Genomic DNA, 21317 nt, shown 5'->3' on the forward strand with positions numbered 1-21317 from the left:
AGTGAACCTTACTTTTGTAATAGTGTCCACTTAGTATTATTTCCTATAAACAATAATTGGCGCGCACAGCTTGTATGTCTTACCTATTTATATCCCGCAAAAATGTACACGCAAAGTACTATAAAAAAATAATCAAAAAGCTGAGTATGGATTGCCAACTGCATGTTATGGGGGCGCCAAAGCTTTCAGCTATACACTATTTAAGTAAAGCGTTTAAAGTTGATTTTAACGATGTTATTAATGCACAACTAAAACGTAAGCGCGCCCGTAATAACCTTTGGAACAATGCTTTAGTATCGGCGGTTTACAAAGTGGGGCTGCGCTTTTTTGAGCGTTTGCGTTACGCAAAATATTTAGCTTTATTAACTGAAGTTAACCCTGATGTAATGGTGATATGGAATGGTAATAAACTGCCTAATACTACCGTTGCTATGGCTGCCAAGGCACTGGGTATTAAGCAATTTTATTATGAAAATGGTTTGCTTCCGGGTACCACCAGTTTAGACCCTCAAGGGATTAACTTTAATGCGTCGCTAAGTCGAGAACCTGATTTTTATTTAAATTTTAATGCAAATAATGCCTTAAACTTTGATGCACCGGCGCTTGTCCCACGAGAAAACCATAAAAAACGCTGTGATTTTGCAGCTGAAAATATACCTGAACGCTACATATTTGTGCCTTTTCAAGTGCCTCACGATACGCAATTAGCGAGCTTTTCGCCATGGATTGACTCAATGGAAATGCTATACGATGAAGTTGTTAGCGCAGTGAAAGCATTGAACGACCCTAGTTTAAAGGTCGTTTTTAAAGAACACCCGTCGTGGCACAAGCATTACACCCATTTATACGATAAAGACCCAATTGCACTATTTGCAAACGGCAATAAAACCTGTGAACTTATTGAATGCGCAGAAGCGGTGATCACTATCAACTCTACGGTCGGTTTAGAAGCACTGTTACTAAATAAGCGCGTAATTACTGTAGGGCAGGCTTGTTATAATATAGAAGGCTTAGTTAAGCATGCTGATACTCGTGAGGGCTTAGCTGCCCAAGTAGCAGATGTAGCTCAAGGATGGCAGTTTAATCCGCAGCTACGCGATAAGTTTTTTTGCTATTTAAAGCATGTGTATAGTGTGCCGGGCGTTTGGAAACACGCCGAAGAAGAGCATATCAAAGCAATTGAGTTACGTTTTAAAGGGGCGGATAAATTTGCACAATACAGCAACAATGTGCCCAACGAACTTATTTAACCGCGTATTGTATATCAACATGTTGTGATTTAGCTGTAAGGACAATTTTTACAGCCATTTTTACAGCATGTTCCTCGCTTTAAAAAAAACCATTTACTAAACACCATGTAGCCATTTTGCATGGTGTAGTCTAGCCCTTCAATTAAATTTTCATTACCTCTAAATCTTTTAGCAAACTCAATTTGTGCTTTGATTGGCTGAGTATAAATATGCGCTAAATAAGCGTTTATTTTATTAAGCGTACATTGCGGGCATAAACAGCTTGTTGCTGACTCTTCAAGCGGTAAAATAGCAGGTAATTGGTTACACCAGCATGCGTTTATATCGTTTACATTACAAATAAGCGCAGTGTGGCATTGTGAGCAGTTTAATCTCGTCATTTTAAGTCTTATCAGCAGTAGAGCAGCAAGAATAACAAATATTATGAATATACAAAAAGCATTGGCCGAATTTATTACCTTTGGTGAGCAAAGAGATGATGCTATTAGCGTGATTATTTCTACCCCAGCAGAGGAAAGTGCTCCCGGTTATACACTCACAAAGCCGGTATTGATTGACGTGTTAACACGTTGTGTAAACCACGAAATAGAAATAGATGCTTTAGAGCTATGGGCAAATGTGGTTGAATCGCGAGATGATATAAATTGCGCCGAACACGAAGGGGTTATTTTTGCGCTCAGTAATAGTGAGCAAATGGGAGAGCTTGATAGCCAAAAGCTTGAACAATTACTGGCATTATTGAAGGACTAGATATTTAGGCTGACTCTTATTTTAGATGCCAACTTACTGCGGTTATATGTAACGAATAAATAAAAAAGCCGTATTTAAATTAAATGCGGCTTAGTATTTTTTACAACAGACAACTTATTTACTTATGATATCCCAAGCACGTTTCTACTTCGTTTTTAGAGCCTAATATTACCGCCACACGCTGGTGGATTGCATCGGGTTGAATATCCATAATACGCTCAGTACCCGTAGAGGCGATACCACCTGCTTGCTCAACTAGCATAGCCATGGGGTTGGCTTCGTACAGTAAACGTAGCTTATTAGGTTTATTTGCATCTTTGGTGTCGGTTGGGTAGGTAAATAAACCACCACGGCTAAGTACACGGTGCACATCGCCAACCATAGCGGCAATCCAGCGCATGTTAAAGTTTTTAGCACGTGGGCCGGTATCGCCAGCGAGTAAGTCATTAATATAGTTTTGCATTGCTGGCTGCCAATGACGCTGGTTTGACGCATTAATAGCAAATTCGTTTGTATCAGCAGGGATAGTGGCAAAGTCTTGTGTCAGTAAAAAGCTACCTTGGGTTTTATCTAGCGTAAACATGCGTGTGCCTTTACCTGTAGTAAGTGCAAGCATAGTTGATGGGCCGTAAAGCACGTAACCTGCAGCAACTTGTTTGTGGCCTGGCTGCATAAATATACTTTGATCGGCGGCATCTGAGCCTTCAGGGGCTTCCATAATTGAAAATATAGTACCCACTAGCGAGTTAATATCGGTATTTGATGAGCCATCAAGCGGGTCAAACGCCACAATGTATTTAGCGTCTTGGTTGCCAGCTACTGTGTAATCTTCTTCTTCTGAGGCGATGGCTTTAACTGACCCAGACTCCAGTAAAATATCTTTTAAAAGCTGATTAGAGAGTACATCGAGCTTTTTTTGGGTTTCGCCTTGAATGTTTTCATCAAGCGTTGAGCCTAATACGCCTGAAAGCGCACCTTGGCCAACACGAAACGAAATTTCTTTACATGCTGCTAAAATGGTTCTAATTAACGATAAAAGTTCTCTAGGACAACCGTCTTCTAGTAATACAGGTGGGAGTCTACGCATTCTATTTTCCTGATAACGTGTACTAGCTAATCTAAATGTGAGAGAGATTAACTTAGTGCGCTGAATTTCGTCTTAAATACCTGTATTGTTTAAATAGCACTGTAATAATGGTGCCACCTAATCGTACTTAAAACGCCAATAACAAAGATAAGATTATGAAAAAAATACCACTAATAAGTTACATATTCTTTACTGTGCTGTGCTCTATGATAACCCAAGCGCACGCAGCAATTAAGCCTATAGATGAATTTACTGCGCAAATGAATCACTTTCCTGGGTACTTTTCGTTTTATTACGATACTCAAAACGGCAAAGTGTTTTTAAAAGTAGATAAATTAGAGCAGCAATTTTTGCTTCAGCAAAGCTTACCCTATGGTGTTGGCTCTAACGATATAGGCTTAGATAGAGGCCAGCTTGGTAACACGCATTTAGTTCAGTTTGAGCGTTTTGGCGATAAAGTAATGTTGCGCGCGCTAAATACATATTATCGCGCTAATACCACTAACAAAGCTGAGCAGCAAAGTATTAAAGAGGCCTTTGCATCCAGTATTTTAGCGGGCTTTAAAGTGGTAGCGCAAAGCGAAAAAACGCTCCTGATTGATTACACACCCTATTTATTAAGCGATGTACACGGGGTAAGCCGTACGCTTGCAGCGAGCAAGCAAGGCAGCTTTAGCCTTGATGAATCACGCAGCGCTGTATATATGAATCGCTCAAAAGCGTTTGTAAAAAATACCGAGCTTGAAGCAGTATTAACGTTTAAGGGTACTAAACCAGGTAAATTTGTGCGCCAAGTAAGCGCCGATGCATACGCACTTACTGTACATATGCACCACTCACTTATTAAATTACCTGATGATAAATACACGCCACGCAAATTTGACCCGCAATCAGGATATTGGAGCATTGAGCATAAAGACTATGCAGCCCCCCTTGGTGAATCTATGTTTGTGCGCTATATACCGCGTCATCGCTTAGCTAAAAAAGATCCAAGTTTACCGATTAGTGAACCCGTTGAGCCCATTACTTACTACCTAGACCCTGGCGTGCCTGAGCCGGTTAAAAGCGCGTTACTTGAAGGCGGTAAGTGGTGGAATGATGCCTTTAGCGCAGCAGGCTATAAAAACGCATTTATAGTCAAAGTATTGCCGAGCAATGCTGATCCTATGGATATTCGCTATAACGTTATTCAGTGGGTGCATCGTGCTACACGCGGATGGTCTTACGGAAGCTCTGTTATAGACCCTCGTACCGGCGAAATACTCAAAGGGCATGTAACACTTGGCTCATTGCGTGTACGCCAAGATATTTTAATTGCAGAAGCCCTTGGTGCGCCTTATTTAAAAGGTAACGAGGTGGCTAAAAATTTACAGGCAATGGCACTTGATAGGATTCGCCAGTTAAGTGCACACGAAATTGGCCATACGCTGGGCATTGCACATAACTTTGCAGCCTCGGTGGGGGATAGAGCGTCGGTTATGGATTACCCGCACCCACTACTTAGCTTTAACGAGCAAGGCGAGCTTGATGTAACCCGCGGCTATGCAAGCGGTATGGGCGTATGGGATACCCAAGTTATTAAGTATGGTTACAGCGACTTTACCAATCAAGATGAAAGTGCTGAGCTTGCAGCAATATTAAAAGAGAACAAAACGATGGGCCTTGAGTTTATATCTGATAGCGACGCACGCGCAAAGGGCGGGGCACACCCTACAGCGCACTTATGGGATAACGGTACTAACCCAACGCAAGAGTTACTTAGAGTGCTTGATGTACGTAAAAAAGCGCTTTCGCAATTTGGTATTAACAACATTAAAACGGGCGATGCACTCTCGCAGTTAGAAGAAAAACTCGTGCCGCTTTATTTATTTCATCGCTATCAAGTAGAGGCTGCAGTTAAGCTAATTGCGGGGGTTAACTACGAATACGAAACACGTAACAACTCACCTGCTAAGGGCGCACAAGTGGTTGCAAAAGCGCAGCAGCAAGCGGCGCTTAGTGCTATTTTAACAACATTAAAACCGGCTAATTTAATTTTGCCTGAGTCGGTGTTAGCGCTTATTCCGCCAAAAGCATATGGCGAGTCTAAATCGCGTGAAAGCATAACAGGGCGTACGGGTATAACACTTGATGCGATGGCCTTGCCAGAAGTAGCTGCGCAGCATAGTTTATCGTTATTATTAAACCCACAGCGTTTAAATCGTTTAGCTCAACAACAAGTACGTAATTATAATTTTTACAGCTTAGATGAGTTGTTAGAGCAGCTTTACAGCCAAGTGTTTAATGTGTCATCACCTAATACAATGAAAGGCAAAATCACCCAGCGGGTGCAGTTTTTAACTGCAAAAAATATGGCTGATTTAGTCACTAGTGACAAGGTAAGCCCAGAGGTGCAGGCGCAGCTACGTTTCTACTTGGTAAAATTAAGTAAAGAGTACAATCAAAACTCAATGTTAAGTAATACCAGTGTAGGAGAAAGCGCGTTTAAACAGTATTTAGCAGAGCAAATAAAACAGTTTTTAAAAGTAGGTAAGTGGCCTGAAAACTTCAGTGGTTTACCAATGCCACCGGGCTCACCAATTTAATTATATGTTTTAGTGTGTAGTGGCTACTTAACCTGAGCTCAGGTTGCTAAATAAGTAGCCACGTTGCGGTGCCTAAAAAGGCAAAAATACCGACAATATCAGTTACTGTTGTAAGTACAACACTACCGGCAAGTGCAGGGTCTATATTCATTTTTTTCAATAAAATAGGAATACATGCGCCAGCAACACCAGCCACTACAAGGTTCATAAACATTGCAAATGCGAGCACGCCGCCAAGCATAAAATCCCATTGCCAAAGCGCAATTACACTGGCTATAAGTATTGACCAAATAACCCCGTTTAATGCGCCTATCGCCAGCTCTTTAGCCATTAAAAATCGTTGGTTAGTTTGGTTAATATGGCCCACGGCAATACCGCGAATAACCAGAGTTAAAGATTGGCTACCTGCTACACCACCCATTGAGGGCACAATGCCATTGAGTACAGCTAAAATAGGTAATATATCTAAGGTGCTTTCAAAAAAGCTGGCCACAAAGGCGGCAGCTAAGGCTGTGAGTAAGTTAACGCCAAGCCATACTGAGCGTTTTTTTGAGCTTTTTAAAACAGGTGCAAAGGTGTCTTCTTCATCATCAAGACCGGCAAGGCTTAATAAGCTGTGCTCTGCATCTTCACGAATAACATCAACAATATCATCAATGGTGACACGCCCAAGCAAGTGGGCGTTATCATCGACTACAGGGGCCGATATCCAGTTATGGCGCTCAAATAACTGAGCAACTTCGCTTTCATCCATCGAAATAGGGATAGACTCACAGTCTTCATCCATTAAATCTTGAACAATTTTTTCAGGCGGGTTAGTTAACAGTGTGCTAAGTGATAATGCACCTAAAAAACAGTTATGTTTATCAACAACGTATAAATCATCGGTGCCCTCTGGAAGCTCGCCGCGTAGCCTAATATAACGCAGCACAACATCAAGTGTAACGTCTGGGCGAATGGTCACCGTATCGGTGTTCATTAGCGCGCCTGCAGAGCGCTCTTGGTAAGATAAAGCCTGTGTAGCGCGTTCGCGGTCTTGCGTATCCATAGCGCTAACCACATCTTTGTACACGGTGTCAGGAAGGCTACGCAGGACTTCACCTAAATCATCGTGGCCCATATCCTCAGTGGCCGCGGCAATATGCTCAGGTTCCATTTGTGCAATGATACCTAAACGTACATCTTCAGAGAGCTCTTCTAGCACATCCCCTTGCACATCTGGGTCAACCAGTTGCCAAAGCATGCGTCTAATTTTATGCGGAGAGGATTCAAGCAGCAGTGCTGTATCACAAGGTGCTGTTTTTGCTAGCATGCGTCTTACTTGAACAAATTGCCCACTATTAAGTGATTTAGTCACTTGTTTTAGTTGCTGTAGTGGATAGTCTTGTTCAAACGCTTCTGGCATTGGCATCCTAAATATTTTTGTGTAATGGAAAGGTGTTTAGTAAGTGGTTTTGCCCACTGTTATTTTCTTTATTTTTTGTGCTAAACCCAATGCTGGGGCTAAATTAGTGTTTAAAATTAAGTAACCAAATTTAGCAGGGGCATGGCTTTATTACCCTAAATTAAAGCACTAAATTAGGCGAGTCGGAATACCTTAATTTACTAAATCTTTATAGTTTGGCCTGATAAGTCTTTAACTTATAAGGCTATGGTGCTTTAAGTTATTCTTGTTCGTTAAATCGTTGTGCGATTAATTGCCCAACCGCATGCAAAGCTTGCTCTGAATCAGGGCCTTCACAGACTACTTTAACTTCTTTACCTTTACTGCTTTCAAGTAACATTAAAGCTAATACGCTGTCGCCTGCGGCTTCTTTATCATCTTGGTGTAAGGTGATTTTAGCATCAAACTGTACAGCTAATTGCGCAAGGACCGTTGCCGCTCTGGCGTGTAAGCCTAATTTATTTTTTATTAAAAATGTGTCTTCACAGCGCATAAATTACTATACCTAAACTGAACAGGTTATTATTTTAAGGTTACTTTTCTTGCTCACGATGACGAATTTTGACATTCGGATGCGTCATAGCAAAGCTCTCACCAATGGCTTGCGCTAAATAAACCGAGCGGTGTTGACCACCAGTACAGCCAATTGCAATAGTGAGGTAACTACGGTTATTACGCTCTAAGTGTGGCAACCAAGTTTGTACAAAGGTTTGAATTTGCCAAGTGAATTTTTGCACTATGCTGTGATTTGCCAAAAAATCTTTTACTGGTTGATCAAGGCCCGTAAGCGGTTTGAGTTCAGGCTCCCAGTGGGGGTTTGGCAAAAAGCGAGCATCAAAAACATAATCAGCTTCTTTAGGTATGCCGTGTTTAAAGCCAAACGATTCAAACGTTACAATAAGTTGCTTATCTTTTTTACCCAGTATTTTTTCGCGAATTGACTCTGCTAATTGGTGCACACTTAAATCGGTGGTATCTAGCATAAAGTCAGCGCGCGTTACGAGTACATCAAGCAGTTCTTTTTCTTTTTTTATTGCTAAATCAAGCGGCAGTGAATCGATGGATAAAGGGTGTAATCTGCGTGTTTCTGAAAAACGTTTGATCAGTGTTTGATCATCACTATCTAAATAAAACAGTGTGGGTTTAGCAAAGTCAGGAAGGTACTCGAGAATATCGTTAAATTCGTCTTGTTCTTTGGGAATATTACGAACATCTATGCTAACGGCTATTTTGTCATAGTTATCTGAAACACTTCGCACTAAAGAGGGCAGTAGGTTGACCGGAATATTATCTACGCAATAATAGCCTAAATCTTCAACCACGCGTAAAGCAACCGACTTACCTGAACCAGAACGGCCGCTTATGATAATTAACTCCATTTATAGCCCTTAGTATTTACTACGATTGATCAACAATTACTTGATACAGCTCTGCATCGGTTTTAGCACTACGCAGCTGTTTACAAAATTCTTTGTTGCTCAGTTTATCAGCTATGGTTGCCAGAGTCTTTAGGTGCTGTTGGTTATCGCCATCTGGTACGATGAGTGCAACAAAAATATCAACAGGGCAGTTATCAATAGCATCAAAGTTAACAGGAGTGTCGCTAACAAGTACTAAAGCCAGCGGCTCTTCTACGCCACCCATTCTGCCATGAGGAATGGCGATACCCCGGCCAATACCAGTACTGCCTAGCTTTTCTCTGCTTGCCAGCGCATTAAGAATATCTTGTTGTGGTAAGTAGGGGAGCTTTTCATGAGCAAGCTCACTGATAAACTCTAAAATTCTTTTTTTACTACTAAAAAGGACCGCAGCTTTGCTGCAGTCCTGGCATACTAATGTACTTAATTTCATAATATTAGTGTCTAGCAAGCTTCTCTTTATGTTTTATGACTTGACGATCGAGCTTGTCAATCAACGAGTCTATAGCGGCATACATATCTTGGTGCTCTGTTGAGGCAAATAAATCTGCGCCACTTACATGAATAGTCGCTTCTGCTTTTTGGTTGAGTTTTTCTACATCGAGAATGACATGCACATTGCTAATATGATCTGAGTGCCTTTCTAGCTTTGCAAATTTATTATTTACATAGTCTCTAAGTGAATCAGTTACTTCTACGTGACGACCAGTTAGGTTTAGTTGCATAAGCATTTCCTCTTTGTTTTTTACGTCTTATATCAAACTCTTTCTCTGATTTGACGGTGGAATAGCTAGCGATTCACGGTATTTTGCTATTGTGCGTCTAGCTACTTTAATTCCTTGCTCTGCCAATATATCCGCAATTTTACTATCACTCAATGGTTTAGCTGAGTTTTCCGCGGCAATTAGCTTTTTAATTAGGGCACGTATTGCGGTTGATGAACACTCGCCGCCATTTTCAGTGCTTACGTGGCTTGAGAAAAAATACTTAAGCTCAAATATACCACGTGGTGTATGCATATATTTTTGCGTAGTAACACGCGAAATTGTCGATTCATGCATTTCTACCATTTCAGCAACATCGTTTAAAACCATTGGCTTCATGGCTTCGGGGCCATGTTCAAAAAATGCCTGTTGCTGTTTTACAATACAGTTTGTTACCTTAAGCAGCGTGTCGTTTCTGCTTTCAAGGCTTTTTATAAACCATTTAGCTTCTTGTAAGTGAGAGCGAATAAACTGGCTATCACCACTTGATTTTACGGTACGTGACATAGCCGCGTACTGACTATTTACGCGTATTTTTGGCATGCTATCTGGGTTTAGCTCTACCACCCAGCGGCCTTTTATTTTTTTAACCGACACATCTGGTATCACATACTCCGACTCTTCCCTTACTATTGTATCTGCAGGTTTTGGGTTGAGGGTATGTATTAGGGTCATGACCTCTTTAAGCTCGTCTTCTTTAAGCTTAGTCTTTTTCATTAATGTACGATAGTCGCGTGCCGCTAATAGATCAATGTGATCGGTTAAGATCATTTTAGTTTGTTCTATAAAAGGGGTGTCTTTATCAAACTGGTTTAGCTGAATACACAAGCACTCTTGTAAACTGCGCGCGGCTATACCTACAGGGTCAAATAACTGAATACGCTTTAAAACGGCTTCTATTTCATCAAGTTCAACTTCAACTTCGTCATCGTTTTCTTGGTTAAAGCTCTCTAAAATCTCTTCGCAACTTAGCGTTAAAATACCCGAGTCATCTACAGCTTCTACAATGGCAATAGCAATGGCTTCGTCAGTTGGGCTAAAAGGAGTAAGCTGAAGCTGCCACATTAAATACTCATGTAGCGTTTCAGTAGAGGCACCTTGATAAATAGACTCATCTTCCGGCATTGGGCCTGAGGATGCCGCAGGGGCTGCGCTCATGTACTCATCCCAGGTTACATCCATTGCCATATCATCGCTAACGGTGTCTTTATTTAAAGCTTCGCCACTGTCTTGCTCGTACTCGCTGGTTGTACCGTCAGCCGATGCGCTTACGGTTACATCATCCGTATCTGCTTTTTGTTCATTTTTTCCAGCCGACTCTTCCGTGTAATCTTGCTCTTCTACTTCTAATAGCGGGTTGCTATCAAGTGCTTCTTGTATTTCTTGCTGGAGATCCAATGTACTGAGCTGCAGCAAGCGAATCGCTTGTTGCAATTGTGGAGTCATTGTAAGTTGCTGGCCCATGCGCAGCTGTAATGATTGCCTCATGTATCTCTAACAATCCTTTTATGTTGTTATAATTAATATTAGCAGATGCTTGTAGGTGTGGCTTAAATGTTACAGCCTAAATTGCTCGCCTAAATAAACATCGCGTACAGTTTTGTCATTTAATACGTGTTCTGGGGTGCCAGATGCAATTAGCTCCCCATGAGAAACAATGTAGGCTTTTTCACAAACATCAAGGGTTTCTCTTACATTGTGATCGGTAATTAATACGCCAATGCCACGGTTTTTAAGATGTTCTATTATTTTCTTTATATCTAACACTGAAATCGGATCAACACCAGCAAAAGGCTCATCCAATAAAATAAATTTAGGGTTTGCTGCCAGTGCTCTGGCAATTTCTACACGGCGGCGTTCACCACCAGAAAGCGCCATACCTTGGCTATCGCGAATATGCTGAATACTGAATTCATCAAGTAAGTTGTTAAGCGTTTCTTCTCGCGCGGCTTTATTGAGCTCTTTACGCGTTTCTAAAATAGCCATTAAGTTTTGATAAACTGTCAGCTTTCTAAATATTGATGACTCTTGCGGCAAATAGCCAATGCCTAAACGGGCGCGGCTGTGCATAGGTAATAACGTAATGTCGTTATCATCAATAGAAATTTTACCTTTGTCGCTAGGTACTAATCCTACAATCATGTAAAAGGTGGTGGTTTTACCTGCGCCATTAGGGCCCAATAAGCCAACAATGCTGCCGGCTTCTACCTCAAGGCCTACATTTTTTACAACTTGGCGGCCTTTATAGCTTTTTGCTAATAGTTTTGCTTTTAAGGTGCTCATGGTTGACCTTCGTTACCTGTTTTTTCTTTAATTTTTGCTTCAACAGGCACTAAAATTGTGTGGACACGATCCGTAGAGTTTTCGTCTTTTTCTGCGCTAATAAGCTGCTGCTGCATGTCGTAGGTAATACTTTTAGCATTAATTTTTTGACCGGCTTGTGCGACTTCAGCATCGCCAACAAGCGTTAAAAAGCGCTTTGCTACGTCGTAACGTACTTCGTTTGCGCTGGCACTCATTACGGTACCGTCGTCTTGTTTTTCTTCGAAGTAGGCTGGGCTGCCAGTGGCAATAAGGAGTTGTTTGTTATCCCCTAAGTCTTCACGTTTATGTACTTCGAGTCGGTCGGCTGTAATTTTGCGATTACCATGCACAATTTCGACGTTCTTTTCAAAAATACCTACGTTTTCTTTAAGTTGGCCTTCTTGACGGTCTGCACTAATAGAAATTTGATTTGCTGGCGGTTGAGCGGCAGGCTCAGCAGCAGAGGCGCTAAATGCAAGCATTAGCGATGGGATAATAAGTATTTTAGTGAGTTTATTGGTCATAATATATTGTTCGCGTATGGTTAATTAGTTTTATTACTTCGGTTTTTAAATCGGCTTCAAGGCCTTTACCGACAATTTTTAAATTAGGCCCAGTGACAACCACTGGCTGCTCAGAGCGCATTGTTAACGCTTTAATGTCGACTTCGATGTTATCGGCATTGATGTTATCTATCATGGCGTTATCAACTAAATTTTTAGCAACCACATTGCCTTCTAAAATAAGTTGTTTATCTTCGTAAAGCGTTGCTTCGTCTGCATTTATTCGCCATGTTTGTTTTTCGTTATATAAAGTAAAAATAGGTTTTTCAAAAAATGTAAAACCAAGCTGTTGGTACAGCTCCATTTTAGCCGCTGTGACTTTATGGCTTATTTTGCCTTGCTCGTCATAGGCTGTTTGCTTAAGCTCTATAGCGGTGTAATCGGGCTTTGCAATTACTTCAGGTTCTTGCTCTAGCGCTACATTGGTTTGGGTAAAATAAGGGTACCAAAGCCAAACCATACAGCCGATGAATAACGCACTGAGTATAACGCGTGCTGCATTCATGAACTGGTGCCTTGTGTTGTCAGCGCTATGCCATTCTCTAGCATAAGTAAGTCTGTGAGCTCTCTAACGGCGCCAAAGCCGCCAGGCATTTGCGTAGTGTAATGCGATAAGCGCTTAATAAGCGGGTGCGCATCGTTTACTGCAACGGCAAAGCCAACGCGCTCCATTACTGGCATGTCAGGGCCATCGTCGCCAATGTAGGCTATTTGTTCATCAGTTAACTTTAAAGTGTTTTTGAGTTCTTGATAAGCAATAAGTTTGTCTTCTTGGCCTTGATAAATGTGCTGCACGGTTAAGCTGCTCATGCGAGTTTGCACTATTTCTGAGTGACGCCCCGTAATGACCGCAACTTCAAAACCGCTATTGATCAGCGCTTTAATGCCAAAACCATCTTTTGTATTAAATGCTTTTAATTCTTCGCCTTGGTTACCGAGGTAAATTCGGCCATCAGAAAATACACCATCAATATCGCATATGAGTAGTTTTACTTTTTTGGCGCGTGCTTTGGCATCATCGCTTAGCGGTTGATAGAGATCTTCAAATTGCATTTATAATACTCCTGCTTTTAAGAGGTCTTGCATATTTAAGGCGCCTATTGGCTGGTTTTTATCATTGACCACAATTAAACCATTAATACGTTTGTTTTCCATTATGTTTAGGGCTTCAGCTGCAAGTATATCGGCCGTGGCAGTTGTGCATGATTTGGTCATAACCTGGCTAATAGCGGTGCTATGTATATCCACTCTTTGCTCTAAAATACGGCGTAAGTCACCGTCGGTAAAAAGGCCAGCAAGCTGTTGATTGTTATCTACAATAGCGGTCATGCCCAGGCCTTTGGCTGACATTTCTATTAACGCGTCTTTAATTGTTTGCGTTACACCTATAATAGGGGTGTTTGTGCCGCTGTGCATTACATCTTTTAAAGTGAGCAACAATCGCTTACCTAAACTGCCGCCAGGGTGAGAGAGTGCAAAGTCATCGGCGGTAAAGCCGCGTGCTTCTAAAAGTGCAACCGCCATTGCATCACCCATTGCTAAAGTAGCTGTGGTGCTTGCTGTAGGCGCTAAACCTAATAAACAGGCTTCTTGTTCTACTTTTATGCATACGTGCACATCGGCAAGTGTTGCCATAGTAGAGAGCGGATTGCCCGTCATCGATATTATTTTTGCACCAAGGCGTTTAAGCACCGGAATAATATTAAGTACTTCGCTGGTTTCGCCCGAGTTTGATATAAGCATAACCACGTCATTTTTGGTTATCATGCCTAAATCACCATGGCTTGCTTCGCCTGGGTGAACAAAAAAAGCAGGGCTGCCTGTACTTGCAAGGGTAGCAGCAATTTTATTACCAATATGGCCTGATTTACCCATGCCAATAACAATAATGCGGCCTTGGCAATCAAACATGAGCTGACACGCACTATGAAAGTTTTCGTCAACGTATTGTGTAATATCAGCAAGCGCTTGGCGTTCAATGTTTAATACGCGTAAACCTTGCTCTATAAAATTTAGTTGTGCCATTGTTACCCTACTTGACTAAAAATATAACCTTGGTACGCCAAAAATGCGATGAGTAATAGGCCACCTTCTACTCTATTGATACGCTGAGAACCTCTAAAGTTCAATGACATAATAATAAGCGCAAGCGTAGCACCTAACATAATAAGTATGTCGCGGTTTGCAAGTGACGGGTCAACCACTGATGGGTTAATAATACCTGCAAGTGGTAATACCGCTAAAATATTAAATATATTTGAGCCCACAATATTACCTAGGGCTAAATCATCTTCGTTTTTAAGTACACCCGCTACAGAAGCTGCAAGTTCAGGTAAACTTGTGCCAATGGCGATAATGGTTAAGCCAATAACTAAGTCGCTTAAACCAAAGTATTTAGCAATATCGACTGCTGAACCAACTAAAAAGTGTGAGCTAACAGGCAATAAAACCATGCCGACAATTAGCCATAAAACGGCTTTTTTAGTTGGTACATCGTTAGGAACCTCATCGCAGGCTTCTGAAACAAAAGGGTCATCTTGATTTTTGGCGCGCAAAGAAACCACAATCAAGCCGCCAATAAACACAGCAAATGCGACTAGCAACGCCACCCCTTCGGTAAGTGAGAAGTAGTTGTCTGAAAATACATACCACGTAGCCAAGGATACCAGCATAACAAGCGGCATTTCGCGTTTTAAAGTGCTTGATGACACACTCAAAGGGCGTAGCAGCGCAGTAATACCTAACACAAGTAATATGTTTGTTATATTTGAACCTACCGCGTTACCAACCGCTGTGTCGGTTTTATTTGCCAAAGCAGCCGAGGCCGATACCATCATTTCAGGGGCCGAAGAACCCATAGCAACAACCGTTAAGCCAACAATTAAAGTAGGGACTCCAAAGTTTTTAGCAAGCGCTGCCGCACCGTATACAAATCGGTCGGCGCTCCATACAAGTGCAGCAAAACCAAGAATTAAAATAACAAACGAGGTAACCATTATGTTAAGCCAGATGTTCAAAATACAGATGGCGCGAATAGTAACAAAAGCCAACATGAAAGTATAAGCAAAAGAGCAGGGTCTACTATTGCAGTGCGTGAATTTTATGCGCTTAAGCAAAGGTTAAGGCAATTTACTTCAGCCTTAGAGCGCTTTTTGTAGGCGTATTACAAAATCTTACGAATTGTTTTTTCCATCTTGGCTAAAAAACCCTTAAAATAGGAGCACGAGTGAACATTGTTACGGAGAGCGACTTGTCGCAATCAATAGTAGAAGTCAAGGATGTTAGCTTTTCGCGAGGCGATAGAACCATATATAAAAATATGAGTTTTAGTGTTCCTAAAGGTAAGATAACAGCGATTATGGGGCCAAGCGGAATTGGCAAAACCACAATGCTACGCTTAATTGGTGGGCAGCTTAAGCCTGACGCCGGCGATATTTTATTCGAAGGTGGCAGTATTCCTAGTATGTCGCGCAAAGAGTTATATGCGGCACGAACCAAAATGAGCATGCTGTTTCAAAGCGGTGCGTTATTTACTGATATGTCGGTATTTGACAACATTGCATTTCCTCTGCGAGAGCACACCAAGTTAAGTGAAGCGTTAATTAAACTAGTCGTATTAATGAAACTGCAAGCGGTGGGTTTACGCGGTGCTAAAGATTTAATGCCTTCTGAGCTTTCTGGCGGTATGGCTAGACGAGCAGCACTTGCACGTGCTATTGCACTGGATCCAGAACTTATTATGTATGATGAGCCTTTTGCCGGCCAAGACCCAATATCTATGGGCGTATTGGTAAAGCTTATTAAGTCGTTAAATGAAGTGCTAGGTTTATCATCCCTTATTGTAACCCACGATGTGACGGAGGTAATGAGTATTGCCGATCACGTTATTATTATTGCCGATCAAGGCGTAATAGGGGCTGGGACACCGGATGAAATGCGTAATCATGAATCTCCATTAGTACAGCAGTTTTTAAAAGGGTTATCGGATGGACCTGTGCCATTTCATTATCCTGCACAAACGTATGCTGATGAGCTGTTAGGAGAAAACGCTTAATGTTGGATTTATTTCAAAAGTTAGGTCATAAAACGCTGGGGCGTTTTGCTGCATTAGGGCGCTCTGCCAACATGCTTTTTAATGCATTGTGGAATGTACCTAACTTTAAAAAAGGCACACCGCTGTTAGTGCGCCAACTTTATATGGTTGGTTCGCAATCATTATTAATTATTATGGTGTCGGGTTTGTTTATTGGTATGGTGCTTGCGCTGCAAGGTTACACTGTATTGGTTGGCTATGGCGCCGAAGACAGCCTAGGCCCATTAGTTGCGCTTAGTTTATTACGCGAACTAGGCCCTGTGGTTACAGCGTTATTATTTGCTGGGCGCGCTGGAAGTGCGCTAACGGCAGAAATAGGCTTAATGAAAGCCACCGAGCAACTCTCTTCACTAGAAATGATGGCCATTGACCCTCTCAAGCGCATTATTGCACCGCGCTTTTGGGCAGGTTTTATTAGTATGCCATTGCTTGCACTTATTTTTTCTGCGGTTGCCATTATCGGTGCTCATTTAGTTGGGGTTGATTGGTTAGGCGTAGATACCGGCAGCTTTTGGTCGATAATGCAATCGCAAGTATCGTTTCAAGAAGATGTATTAAACGGCATGATCAAAAGTTTTGTATTTGCCATGGTAGTGACCTGGATTGCGCTTTATAAGGGCTACGACTGTATCCCAACCTCAGAAGGGATCAGTAAAGCAACAACAGAAACAGTCGTTCACTCATCACTGGCAGTATTAGGGTTTGACTTTATTTTGACAGCGGTAATGTTTACCAGCTAATAGGGTATAGATAATGAATTCACGGAAATTAGAGATTTTAGTTGGCTTTTTTGTCGCATTAGGCATTTTAGCGTTTGCAATGTTAGCACTTAAAGTGGCTAATTCGGGTATTAGCGGGTCGGGCGAAACCTACACGCTAAATGCAAAGTTTGAAAATATCGGTTCACTTAAAGCGCGTGCACCGGTAAAAGTAGGCGGTGTAGTGATAGGCCGTGTTGAATCTATTTATGTACACCCACAGGAGTTTTTGCCTGTGGTAAATATGACGATAGATGCACAGTATTTATGTCGTTTTTCAGACACTAGCTCAATCTCAATTTTAACATCGGGTATTTTAGGGGAGCAGTACTTAGGTATTCACCCTGTTATTTCTCCTAATGCAGCAGAGCAGCGCTGTTTAGGTGAGACAGTGACCGAAAACGCACAAGATCAAGCAATCGATGAGTTATTTGGCGTAGAGAGTAAAGCGTTAGGTGATGGTGATTCAATCACAGATACTAAGTCTGCACTTGTTTTAGAAGAGTTAATAGGGCAGTTTTTATTCAACCAAGGTAGTGAGTAATTATTATGTTGAAACAGTTTTTAGCCGTTATTGCACTTGGTGCAACCCTAGCTGTGCAAAGTGTTAGCGCAGCCGAAGTTAAACTGACAGATCCTAACAAAATGGTGCGTCAGGTAGCAGAGCATACATTTGAGCGCATTAAAAAAGATCAACTGCTTATCACTAAAGATAAAGAGCACCTTCGTGTTATTGTAGAAGAAGAGCTGATGCCTTACATAGACTACAAATATGCAGCACTTCGTGTGTTGGGTAGTGAAGTGTCTAAAGTGCGTGCAATTACCGATGAAGCCGAAAAAGCCGAAGCAATTAAAGACATCCAAGAATTTATTGGCGCGTTTAGAGGCTATTTAGTTGCTACTTACGCGGGGGTATTTACTCAATACACTGACCAACATGTAGAATTTGGCGCAGAGCAACCATTTAAAGGCAAAGATGTAGTTGTAGTAAAAACTAAAATTACAGAAGATGGCAAGCCTGACATAAAAATTGATTTTAAAGTGCGTGAAGATCGCAGCGGCGAGTGGCGCGCATACGATATGATTGCAGAAGGAATTAGCTTACTCGATGCAAAACAAAGTGAGCTACAAGGTATTTTACGCCAGCAAGGTATTGCACACGTAAGCAAATTACTAGAGCAAAAGAGCCAGTTACCTGTGCAATTTAGAGGCAACAACAGCAATGACTAAATTGGCAATTAGCCAAGTAGATGAGCAGCACTATAGGGTAAGTGGTGAACTTACCCGCAGCTCAATTGGCAATGAACAGCTTCTGAACGCCAAGTCATTAAGTAAGCATAAAACCATCTATTTTGACCTTTGTGAGGTAATGAGGGTTGACACAGCGGGCTTAGCTTGGTTAATTCACTCTTTTGCTGAATTTAAGCAACAGGGCACACGCCTTGAATTGCAAAATCCACCTGAGCAATTGCAAAATTTAATGCAGTTGGGTCAGGTAACAACTTTATTTGAGTGAGAGTTATGGAAACTAGCCAAGTCGAAACATTATTACGCGACGAACTTCAATTATCTGAAGTAAAAGTAAAAGCCAATGGTAGCCATTATGAAGTAATTGCAGTAGGTGAGTGCTTTGACGGTTTAAGCCGCGTTAAAAAGCAACAGCTAGTTTATGGCCCATTAATGAATACTATTTCAGACGGTACAATTCACGCTGTATCAATTCGTGCATTTACGCCAACTGAGTGGAAGCGTGAACAAAAATTTATTTTACCTCAATAGTTAAGGCCTCTTAATGGATCAGTTTGTAATTCAAGGTGGCACTTCACTTGCGGGTGAAGTAACTATTTCTGGCGCTAAAAATGCCGCATTACCAATTTTGTTTGCCGCACTCCTTGCCGATGGTAAAAGTACATTTACGAATGTTCCTCGCCTTCGCGATATTGTGACCACTGAGGCGCTTTTAAGCACCTTAGGCGCAACTGTAAATTGGCAAGGCGATACACTGTATATTGATGGCGCGACCGTTAATAAAACGCTTGCTCCTTATGATTTAGTTAAGCAAATGCGTGCCTCTGTTTTGGCACTTGGGCCTTTAGTGGCGCGTTTTGGTGAGGCGCAGGTATCGCTACCTGGTGGCTGTGCTATAGGCGCACGCCCGGTTGATATACATATTCAAGGTTTAGAGCGCATGGGCGCACAAATAAACGTTGAAAACGGTTATATCAATGCAAAGGTCGAAGGCCGCCTTAAAGGCGCTGAAATTTTCATGGAAATGGTCAGTGTTGGCGCAACCGAAAACTTACTAATGGCCGCAGCACTTGCTGATGGTAAAACGGTGCTTGAAAACGCAGCTCGCGAGCCCGAAATTATTGACCTGGCCAATTGCCTAATTGCTATGGGTGCAAAAATTACTGGTGCAGGTACAAGCCGTATAGAAATTGATGGCGTAGAGCGTTTAGGCGGCTGTGAGCACCGCATTTTACCTGACCGCATTGAAACGGGCACTTTTTTAGTTGCAGCAGCGATGGCTGCAGGCGAAGTACTTTGTAAAAAAACAGATTTTCATTCACTTGAGCCTGTTATTGAAAAATTACGTGCCGCAAATGCATTAGTTGAAGTAAACGATGACAGCATTTATTTAGATATGCGTAATCGTGAGCTCAAAGCCGTTAATATTAAAACCATGCCACACCCTGGTTTTCCAACCGACATGCAAGCGCAGTTCACCGCGTTAAATGTAGTGGCTAATGGTAGTGCAACAATTACCGAAACCATTTTTGAAAACCGCTTTATGCACGTACCAGAGTTACAACGCATGGGCGCTAATATTCGTTTAGAAGGGCACACCGCTATTTGTGGTGAAACGCAAAGTTTAAGTGGCGCACAAGTAATGGCAACCGATTTACGCGCCTCTGCAAGCTTAATTTTAACCGGTATTGTGGCGCAAGGTGAAACGGTAGTCGATCGTATTTACCACGTAGACCGAGGCTATCAACGCATTGAAGATAAACTCAGTGGCTTAGGTGCCAATATTAAGCGCAGAAGTAGCTAATACCCATTCGCAATAATATTTATTCGCTTTGAGGTGAGAGCACACTTGCTCCTAAATTAAGCGCGCTGAGTTAAACACAGTTTACTTTAGACATAAAAAAAGGTCGGATACGCGTATTGCTATCCGACCTTTTTATTGCCATTTGGGTTAGAGTTTAGTTTCGAGCTCTGCAACTCTAACCATTATTTTTTCTACTTTACCGTTTCGGTACAGCTCAAATTCTATTTCTTTACCGGGCTGTGTATTGCCTATTTTTTCGAGTACTTTTTGCGGGTTGGCGACACTTAACCCTGCAATTTTAATAACGATGTCTTGCTCTTCAATGCCAGCTTGCCATGCAGGGCCTAATGGGTCTAAATTGGTGATGCGCATACCAGCAACCTCAGTAAGGCTGTCGTTTACCTCTTTGCCCGTGCTATCTACAGCGGTGCCTTCAAAGCCTAAATAGCCACGTACTACACGGCCATGGCGTATTAGCTTTGCCATTACTTCTTTAGCGAGCGAATAGGGAACAGCAAAAAATATTCCTTGGATATTTAGGTTTTCACGGGTTTTAAATTGCGCAGACGTGATCCCTACTAAATCACCATTTGAATTAACCAAAGCACCGCCAGAGTTACCTACATTTATAGCAGCATCCATTTGCAGTAAGTTGTTATAAGGGCTATCGGTAATTTTTTGTTTACCGGTGGCACTAATTATACCTTGGGTGATGGTTTGCCCTAAATTGAGTGGGTTACCAATGGCCAGCACTACATCACCTACACTGGTGGTGTAATTATCGTTTACGGGGATCACCGGCAGGTGGTCGGCGTTAATTTTTAATAAGGCTAAATCGGTAATGGTGTCAAAGCCAATTAACTGCACATCAAAAAAGCGTCGGCCATCGGTTAATATAACCAAGATTTGATCTGCATTATTTATAACGTGGTAGTTAGTTAATATGTAGCCGTCTTGCGCCATAATTACGCCAGAGCCAAGCTCTTGAACGGTGTTTTGTTGCTTATAGCGAGGCTCTTTAGAAATGCTTTCTGAAAAAATAGTTACTACCGATGGTGCAGCACGCTTAACCGCGTCAGCAAAACTAAGGTGATTTGAGCTCATAGCACTGGGCAAGGGAACATTAGGGAGTAAAGAGGCGCGCATATTAGGGCTGAAAAAAACCACTAAAAAAGCGATACCTAAACCGACAAACAAAGGGGGAAGTACAAATTTTAGTAATTTCAGCACGTGATTCTTATTGTTAGTG

At 41.8% G+C, this 21317-nt stretch carries 25 protein-coding genes; 10 read left to right on the plus strand and 15 right to left on the minus strand.

Annotated features, from left to right (window positions below):
* Positions 1 to 146: 146 nt before the first annotated feature.
* Complete coding sequence (locus tag PSH48_RS11800) at positions 147 to 1250, plus strand: capsular polysaccharide export protein, LipB/KpsS family (protein ID WP_273611637.1); 1104 nt, start codon at positions 147 to 149, stop codon at positions 1248 to 1250.
* A 29-nt stretch (positions 1251 to 1279) separates the two neighbouring features.
* Here PSH48_RS11800 and PSH48_RS11805 read toward each other — a convergent pair whose 3' ends face one another.
* Complete coding sequence (locus PSH48_RS11805) at positions 1280 to 1630, minus strand: DUF5522 domain-containing protein (RefSeq protein ID WP_273611638.1); 351 nt, start codon at positions 1628 to 1630, stop codon at positions 1280 to 1282.
* 43 nt (positions 1631 to 1673) lie between these two features.
* Here PSH48_RS11805 and PSH48_RS11810 point away from each other — a divergent pair, with 43 nt between their 5' ends.
* The gene (locus tag PSH48_RS11810; RefSeq protein WP_273611639.1) at positions 1674 to 2000 is read left to right on the plus strand and encodes a hypothetical protein; all 327 of its coding nucleotides are present in this window, start codon (positions 1674 to 1676) and stop codon (positions 1998 to 2000) included.
* A gap of 118 nt (positions 2001 to 2118) precedes the next feature.
* On the opposite strand, the gene PSH48_RS11815 is transcribed toward PSH48_RS11810, so the two are convergent.
* Positions 2119 to 3087: a class 1 fructose-bisphosphatase gene (locus tag PSH48_RS11815; RefSeq protein WP_004589078.1), complete on the minus strand. Its 969-nt coding sequence runs from the start codon at positions 3085 to 3087 to the stop codon at positions 2119 to 2121.
* A gap of 155 nt (positions 3088 to 3242) precedes the next feature.
* Between PSH48_RS11815 and PSH48_RS11820 the strand changes: the two genes are divergently transcribed.
* Positions 3243 to 5672: a zinc-dependent metalloprotease gene (locus PSH48_RS11820; RefSeq protein ID WP_273611640.1), complete on the plus strand. Its 2430-nt coding sequence runs from the start codon at positions 3243 to 3245 to the stop codon at positions 5670 to 5672.
* Between the two features lie 46 nt (positions 5673 to 5718).
* Here the strand turns inward: PSH48_RS11820 and mgtE are convergent, their stop codons facing one another.
* From mgtE to PSH48_RS11880, 12 genes are all read right to left on the minus strand, one after another.
* Complete coding sequence (gene mgtE / locus PSH48_RS11825) at positions 5719 to 7077, minus strand: magnesium transporter (RefSeq protein WP_004589080.1); 1359 nt, start codon at positions 7075 to 7077, stop codon at positions 5719 to 5721.
* A 259-nt stretch (positions 7078 to 7336) separates the two neighbouring features.
* Complete coding sequence (locus PSH48_RS11830; protein WP_004589081.1) at positions 7337 to 7609, minus strand: HPr family phosphocarrier protein; 273 nt, start codon at positions 7607 to 7609, stop codon at positions 7337 to 7339.
* A 40-nt stretch (positions 7610 to 7649) separates the two neighbouring features.
* Entirely contained in the window at positions 7650 to 8495 is an 846-nt protein-coding gene (gene rapZ / locus PSH48_RS11835) for an RNase adapter RapZ (protein WP_004589082.1), read from the minus strand.
* Positions 8496 to 8514: 19 nt separating this feature from the next.
* Entirely contained in the window at positions 8515 to 8967 is a 453-nt protein-coding gene (locus PSH48_RS11840; protein WP_004589083.1) for a PTS sugar transporter subunit IIA, read from the minus strand.
* Positions 8968 to 8971: 4 nt separating this feature from the next.
* Positions 8972 to 9259 (minus strand): ribosome hibernation promoting factor, encoded by a 288-nt coding sequence (gene hpf, locus PSH48_RS11845; protein ID WP_004589084.1) that lies wholly within the window; start codon positions 9257 to 9259, stop codon positions 8972 to 8974.
* 27 nt (positions 9260 to 9286) lie between these two features.
* Positions 9287 to 10786, minus strand: coding sequence for an RNA polymerase factor sigma-54 (locus PSH48_RS11850; RefSeq protein WP_273611641.1), 1500 nt, complete (start codon positions 10784 to 10786; stop codon positions 9287 to 9289).
* Between the two features lie 69 nt (positions 10787 to 10855).
* The gene (gene lptB, locus PSH48_RS11855) at positions 10856 to 11581 is read right to left on the minus strand and encodes an LPS export ABC transporter ATP-binding protein (protein ID WP_273611642.1); all 726 of its coding nucleotides are present in this window, start codon (positions 11579 to 11581) and stop codon (positions 10856 to 10858) included.
* Positions 11578 to 12126, minus strand: coding sequence for a lipopolysaccharide transport periplasmic protein LptA (gene lptA / locus PSH48_RS11860; RefSeq protein WP_004589087.1), 549 nt, complete (start codon positions 12124 to 12126; stop codon positions 11578 to 11580). Before lptA ends, lptB begins: the two co-directional genes overlap by 4 nt.
* Positions 12116 to 12670 carry an LPS export ABC transporter periplasmic protein LptC gene (gene lptC / locus PSH48_RS11865; RefSeq protein WP_024033332.1) on the minus strand — a complete coding sequence of 185 codons (555 nt, stop codon included), beginning with the start codon at positions 12668 to 12670 and terminating at the stop codon, positions 12116 to 12118. Before lptC ends, lptA begins: the two co-directional genes overlap by 11 nt.
* Positions 12667 to 13218: a 3-deoxy-manno-octulosonate-8-phosphatase KdsC gene (gene kdsC / locus PSH48_RS11870; RefSeq protein WP_004589089.1), complete on the minus strand. Its 552-nt coding sequence runs from the start codon at positions 13216 to 13218 to the stop codon at positions 12667 to 12669. The genes lptC and kdsC overlap by 4 nt, the downstream gene beginning before the upstream one ends.
* Positions 13219 to 14190 (minus strand): KpsF/GutQ family sugar-phosphate isomerase, encoded by a 972-nt coding sequence (locus PSH48_RS11875; protein WP_004589090.1) that lies wholly within the window; start codon positions 14188 to 14190, stop codon positions 13219 to 13221. It abuts the gene before it with no gap.
* Between the two features lie 2 nt (positions 14191 to 14192).
* Entirely contained in the window at positions 14193 to 15161 is a 969-nt protein-coding gene (locus PSH48_RS11880; RefSeq protein WP_004589091.1) for a calcium/sodium antiporter, read from the minus strand.
* 254 nt (positions 15162 to 15415) lie between these two features.
* Here PSH48_RS11880 and PSH48_RS11885 point away from each other — a divergent pair, with 254 nt between their 5' ends.
* The 7 genes from PSH48_RS11885 to murA are packed head-to-tail and all read left to right on the plus strand — an operon-like array spanning position 15416 to position 20068.
* Positions 15416 to 16219 carry an ATP-binding cassette domain-containing protein gene (locus PSH48_RS11885; RefSeq protein WP_004589092.1) on the plus strand — a complete coding sequence of 268 codons (804 nt, stop codon included), beginning with the start codon at positions 15416 to 15418 and terminating at the stop codon, positions 16217 to 16219.
* On the plus strand, positions 16219 to 16998 hold the full coding sequence (gene mlaE / locus PSH48_RS11890) for a lipid asymmetry maintenance ABC transporter permease subunit MlaE (protein WP_024033330.1): 780 nt from the start codon (positions 16219 to 16221) through the stop codon (positions 16996 to 16998). The genes PSH48_RS11885 and mlaE overlap by 1 nt, the downstream gene beginning before the upstream one ends.
* A gap of 13 nt (positions 16999 to 17011) precedes the next feature.
* Complete coding sequence (mlaD, locus tag PSH48_RS11895; protein ID WP_004589094.1) at positions 17012 to 17560, plus strand: outer membrane lipid asymmetry maintenance protein MlaD; 549 nt, start codon at positions 17012 to 17014, stop codon at positions 17558 to 17560.
* A 5-nt stretch (positions 17561 to 17565) separates the two neighbouring features.
* Positions 17566 to 18246, plus strand: a complete 681-nt coding sequence (locus PSH48_RS11900; protein WP_029774075.1) for an MlaC/ttg2D family ABC transporter substrate-binding protein — start codon at positions 17566 to 17568, stop codon at positions 18244 to 18246.
* Positions 18239 to 18532, plus strand: coding sequence for an STAS domain-containing protein (locus PSH48_RS11905; protein ID WP_024033329.1), 294 nt, complete (start codon positions 18239 to 18241; stop codon positions 18530 to 18532). Before PSH48_RS11900 ends, PSH48_RS11905 begins: the two co-directional genes overlap by 8 nt.
* Before the next feature lie 5 nt (positions 18533 to 18537).
* A complete protein-coding gene (locus PSH48_RS11910) occupies positions 18538 to 18795 on the plus strand; it encodes a BolA family protein (RefSeq protein WP_004589097.1) in 258 nt (85 codons plus the stop codon).
* A gap of 13 nt (positions 18796 to 18808) precedes the next feature.
* Entirely contained in the window at positions 18809 to 20068 is a 1260-nt protein-coding gene (murA, locus tag PSH48_RS11915) for a UDP-N-acetylglucosamine 1-carboxyvinyltransferase (protein ID WP_273611643.1), read from the plus strand.
* A gap of 147 nt (positions 20069 to 20215) precedes the next feature.
* Here murA and PSH48_RS11920 read toward each other — a convergent pair whose 3' ends face one another.
* Positions 20216 to 21298 carry a trypsin-like peptidase domain-containing protein gene (locus tag PSH48_RS11920; RefSeq protein ID WP_024033328.1) on the minus strand — a complete coding sequence of 361 codons (1083 nt, stop codon included), beginning with the start codon at positions 21296 to 21298 and terminating at the stop codon, positions 20216 to 20218.
* Positions 21299 to 21317 lie beyond the last annotated feature (19 nt).

It is taken from the genome of Pseudoalteromonas sp. Angola-4, from assembly GCF_028599265.1.
Classification (GTDB): Bacteria; Pseudomonadota; Gammaproteobacteria; order Enterobacterales; family Alteromonadaceae; genus Pseudoalteromonas; species Pseudoalteromonas atlantica.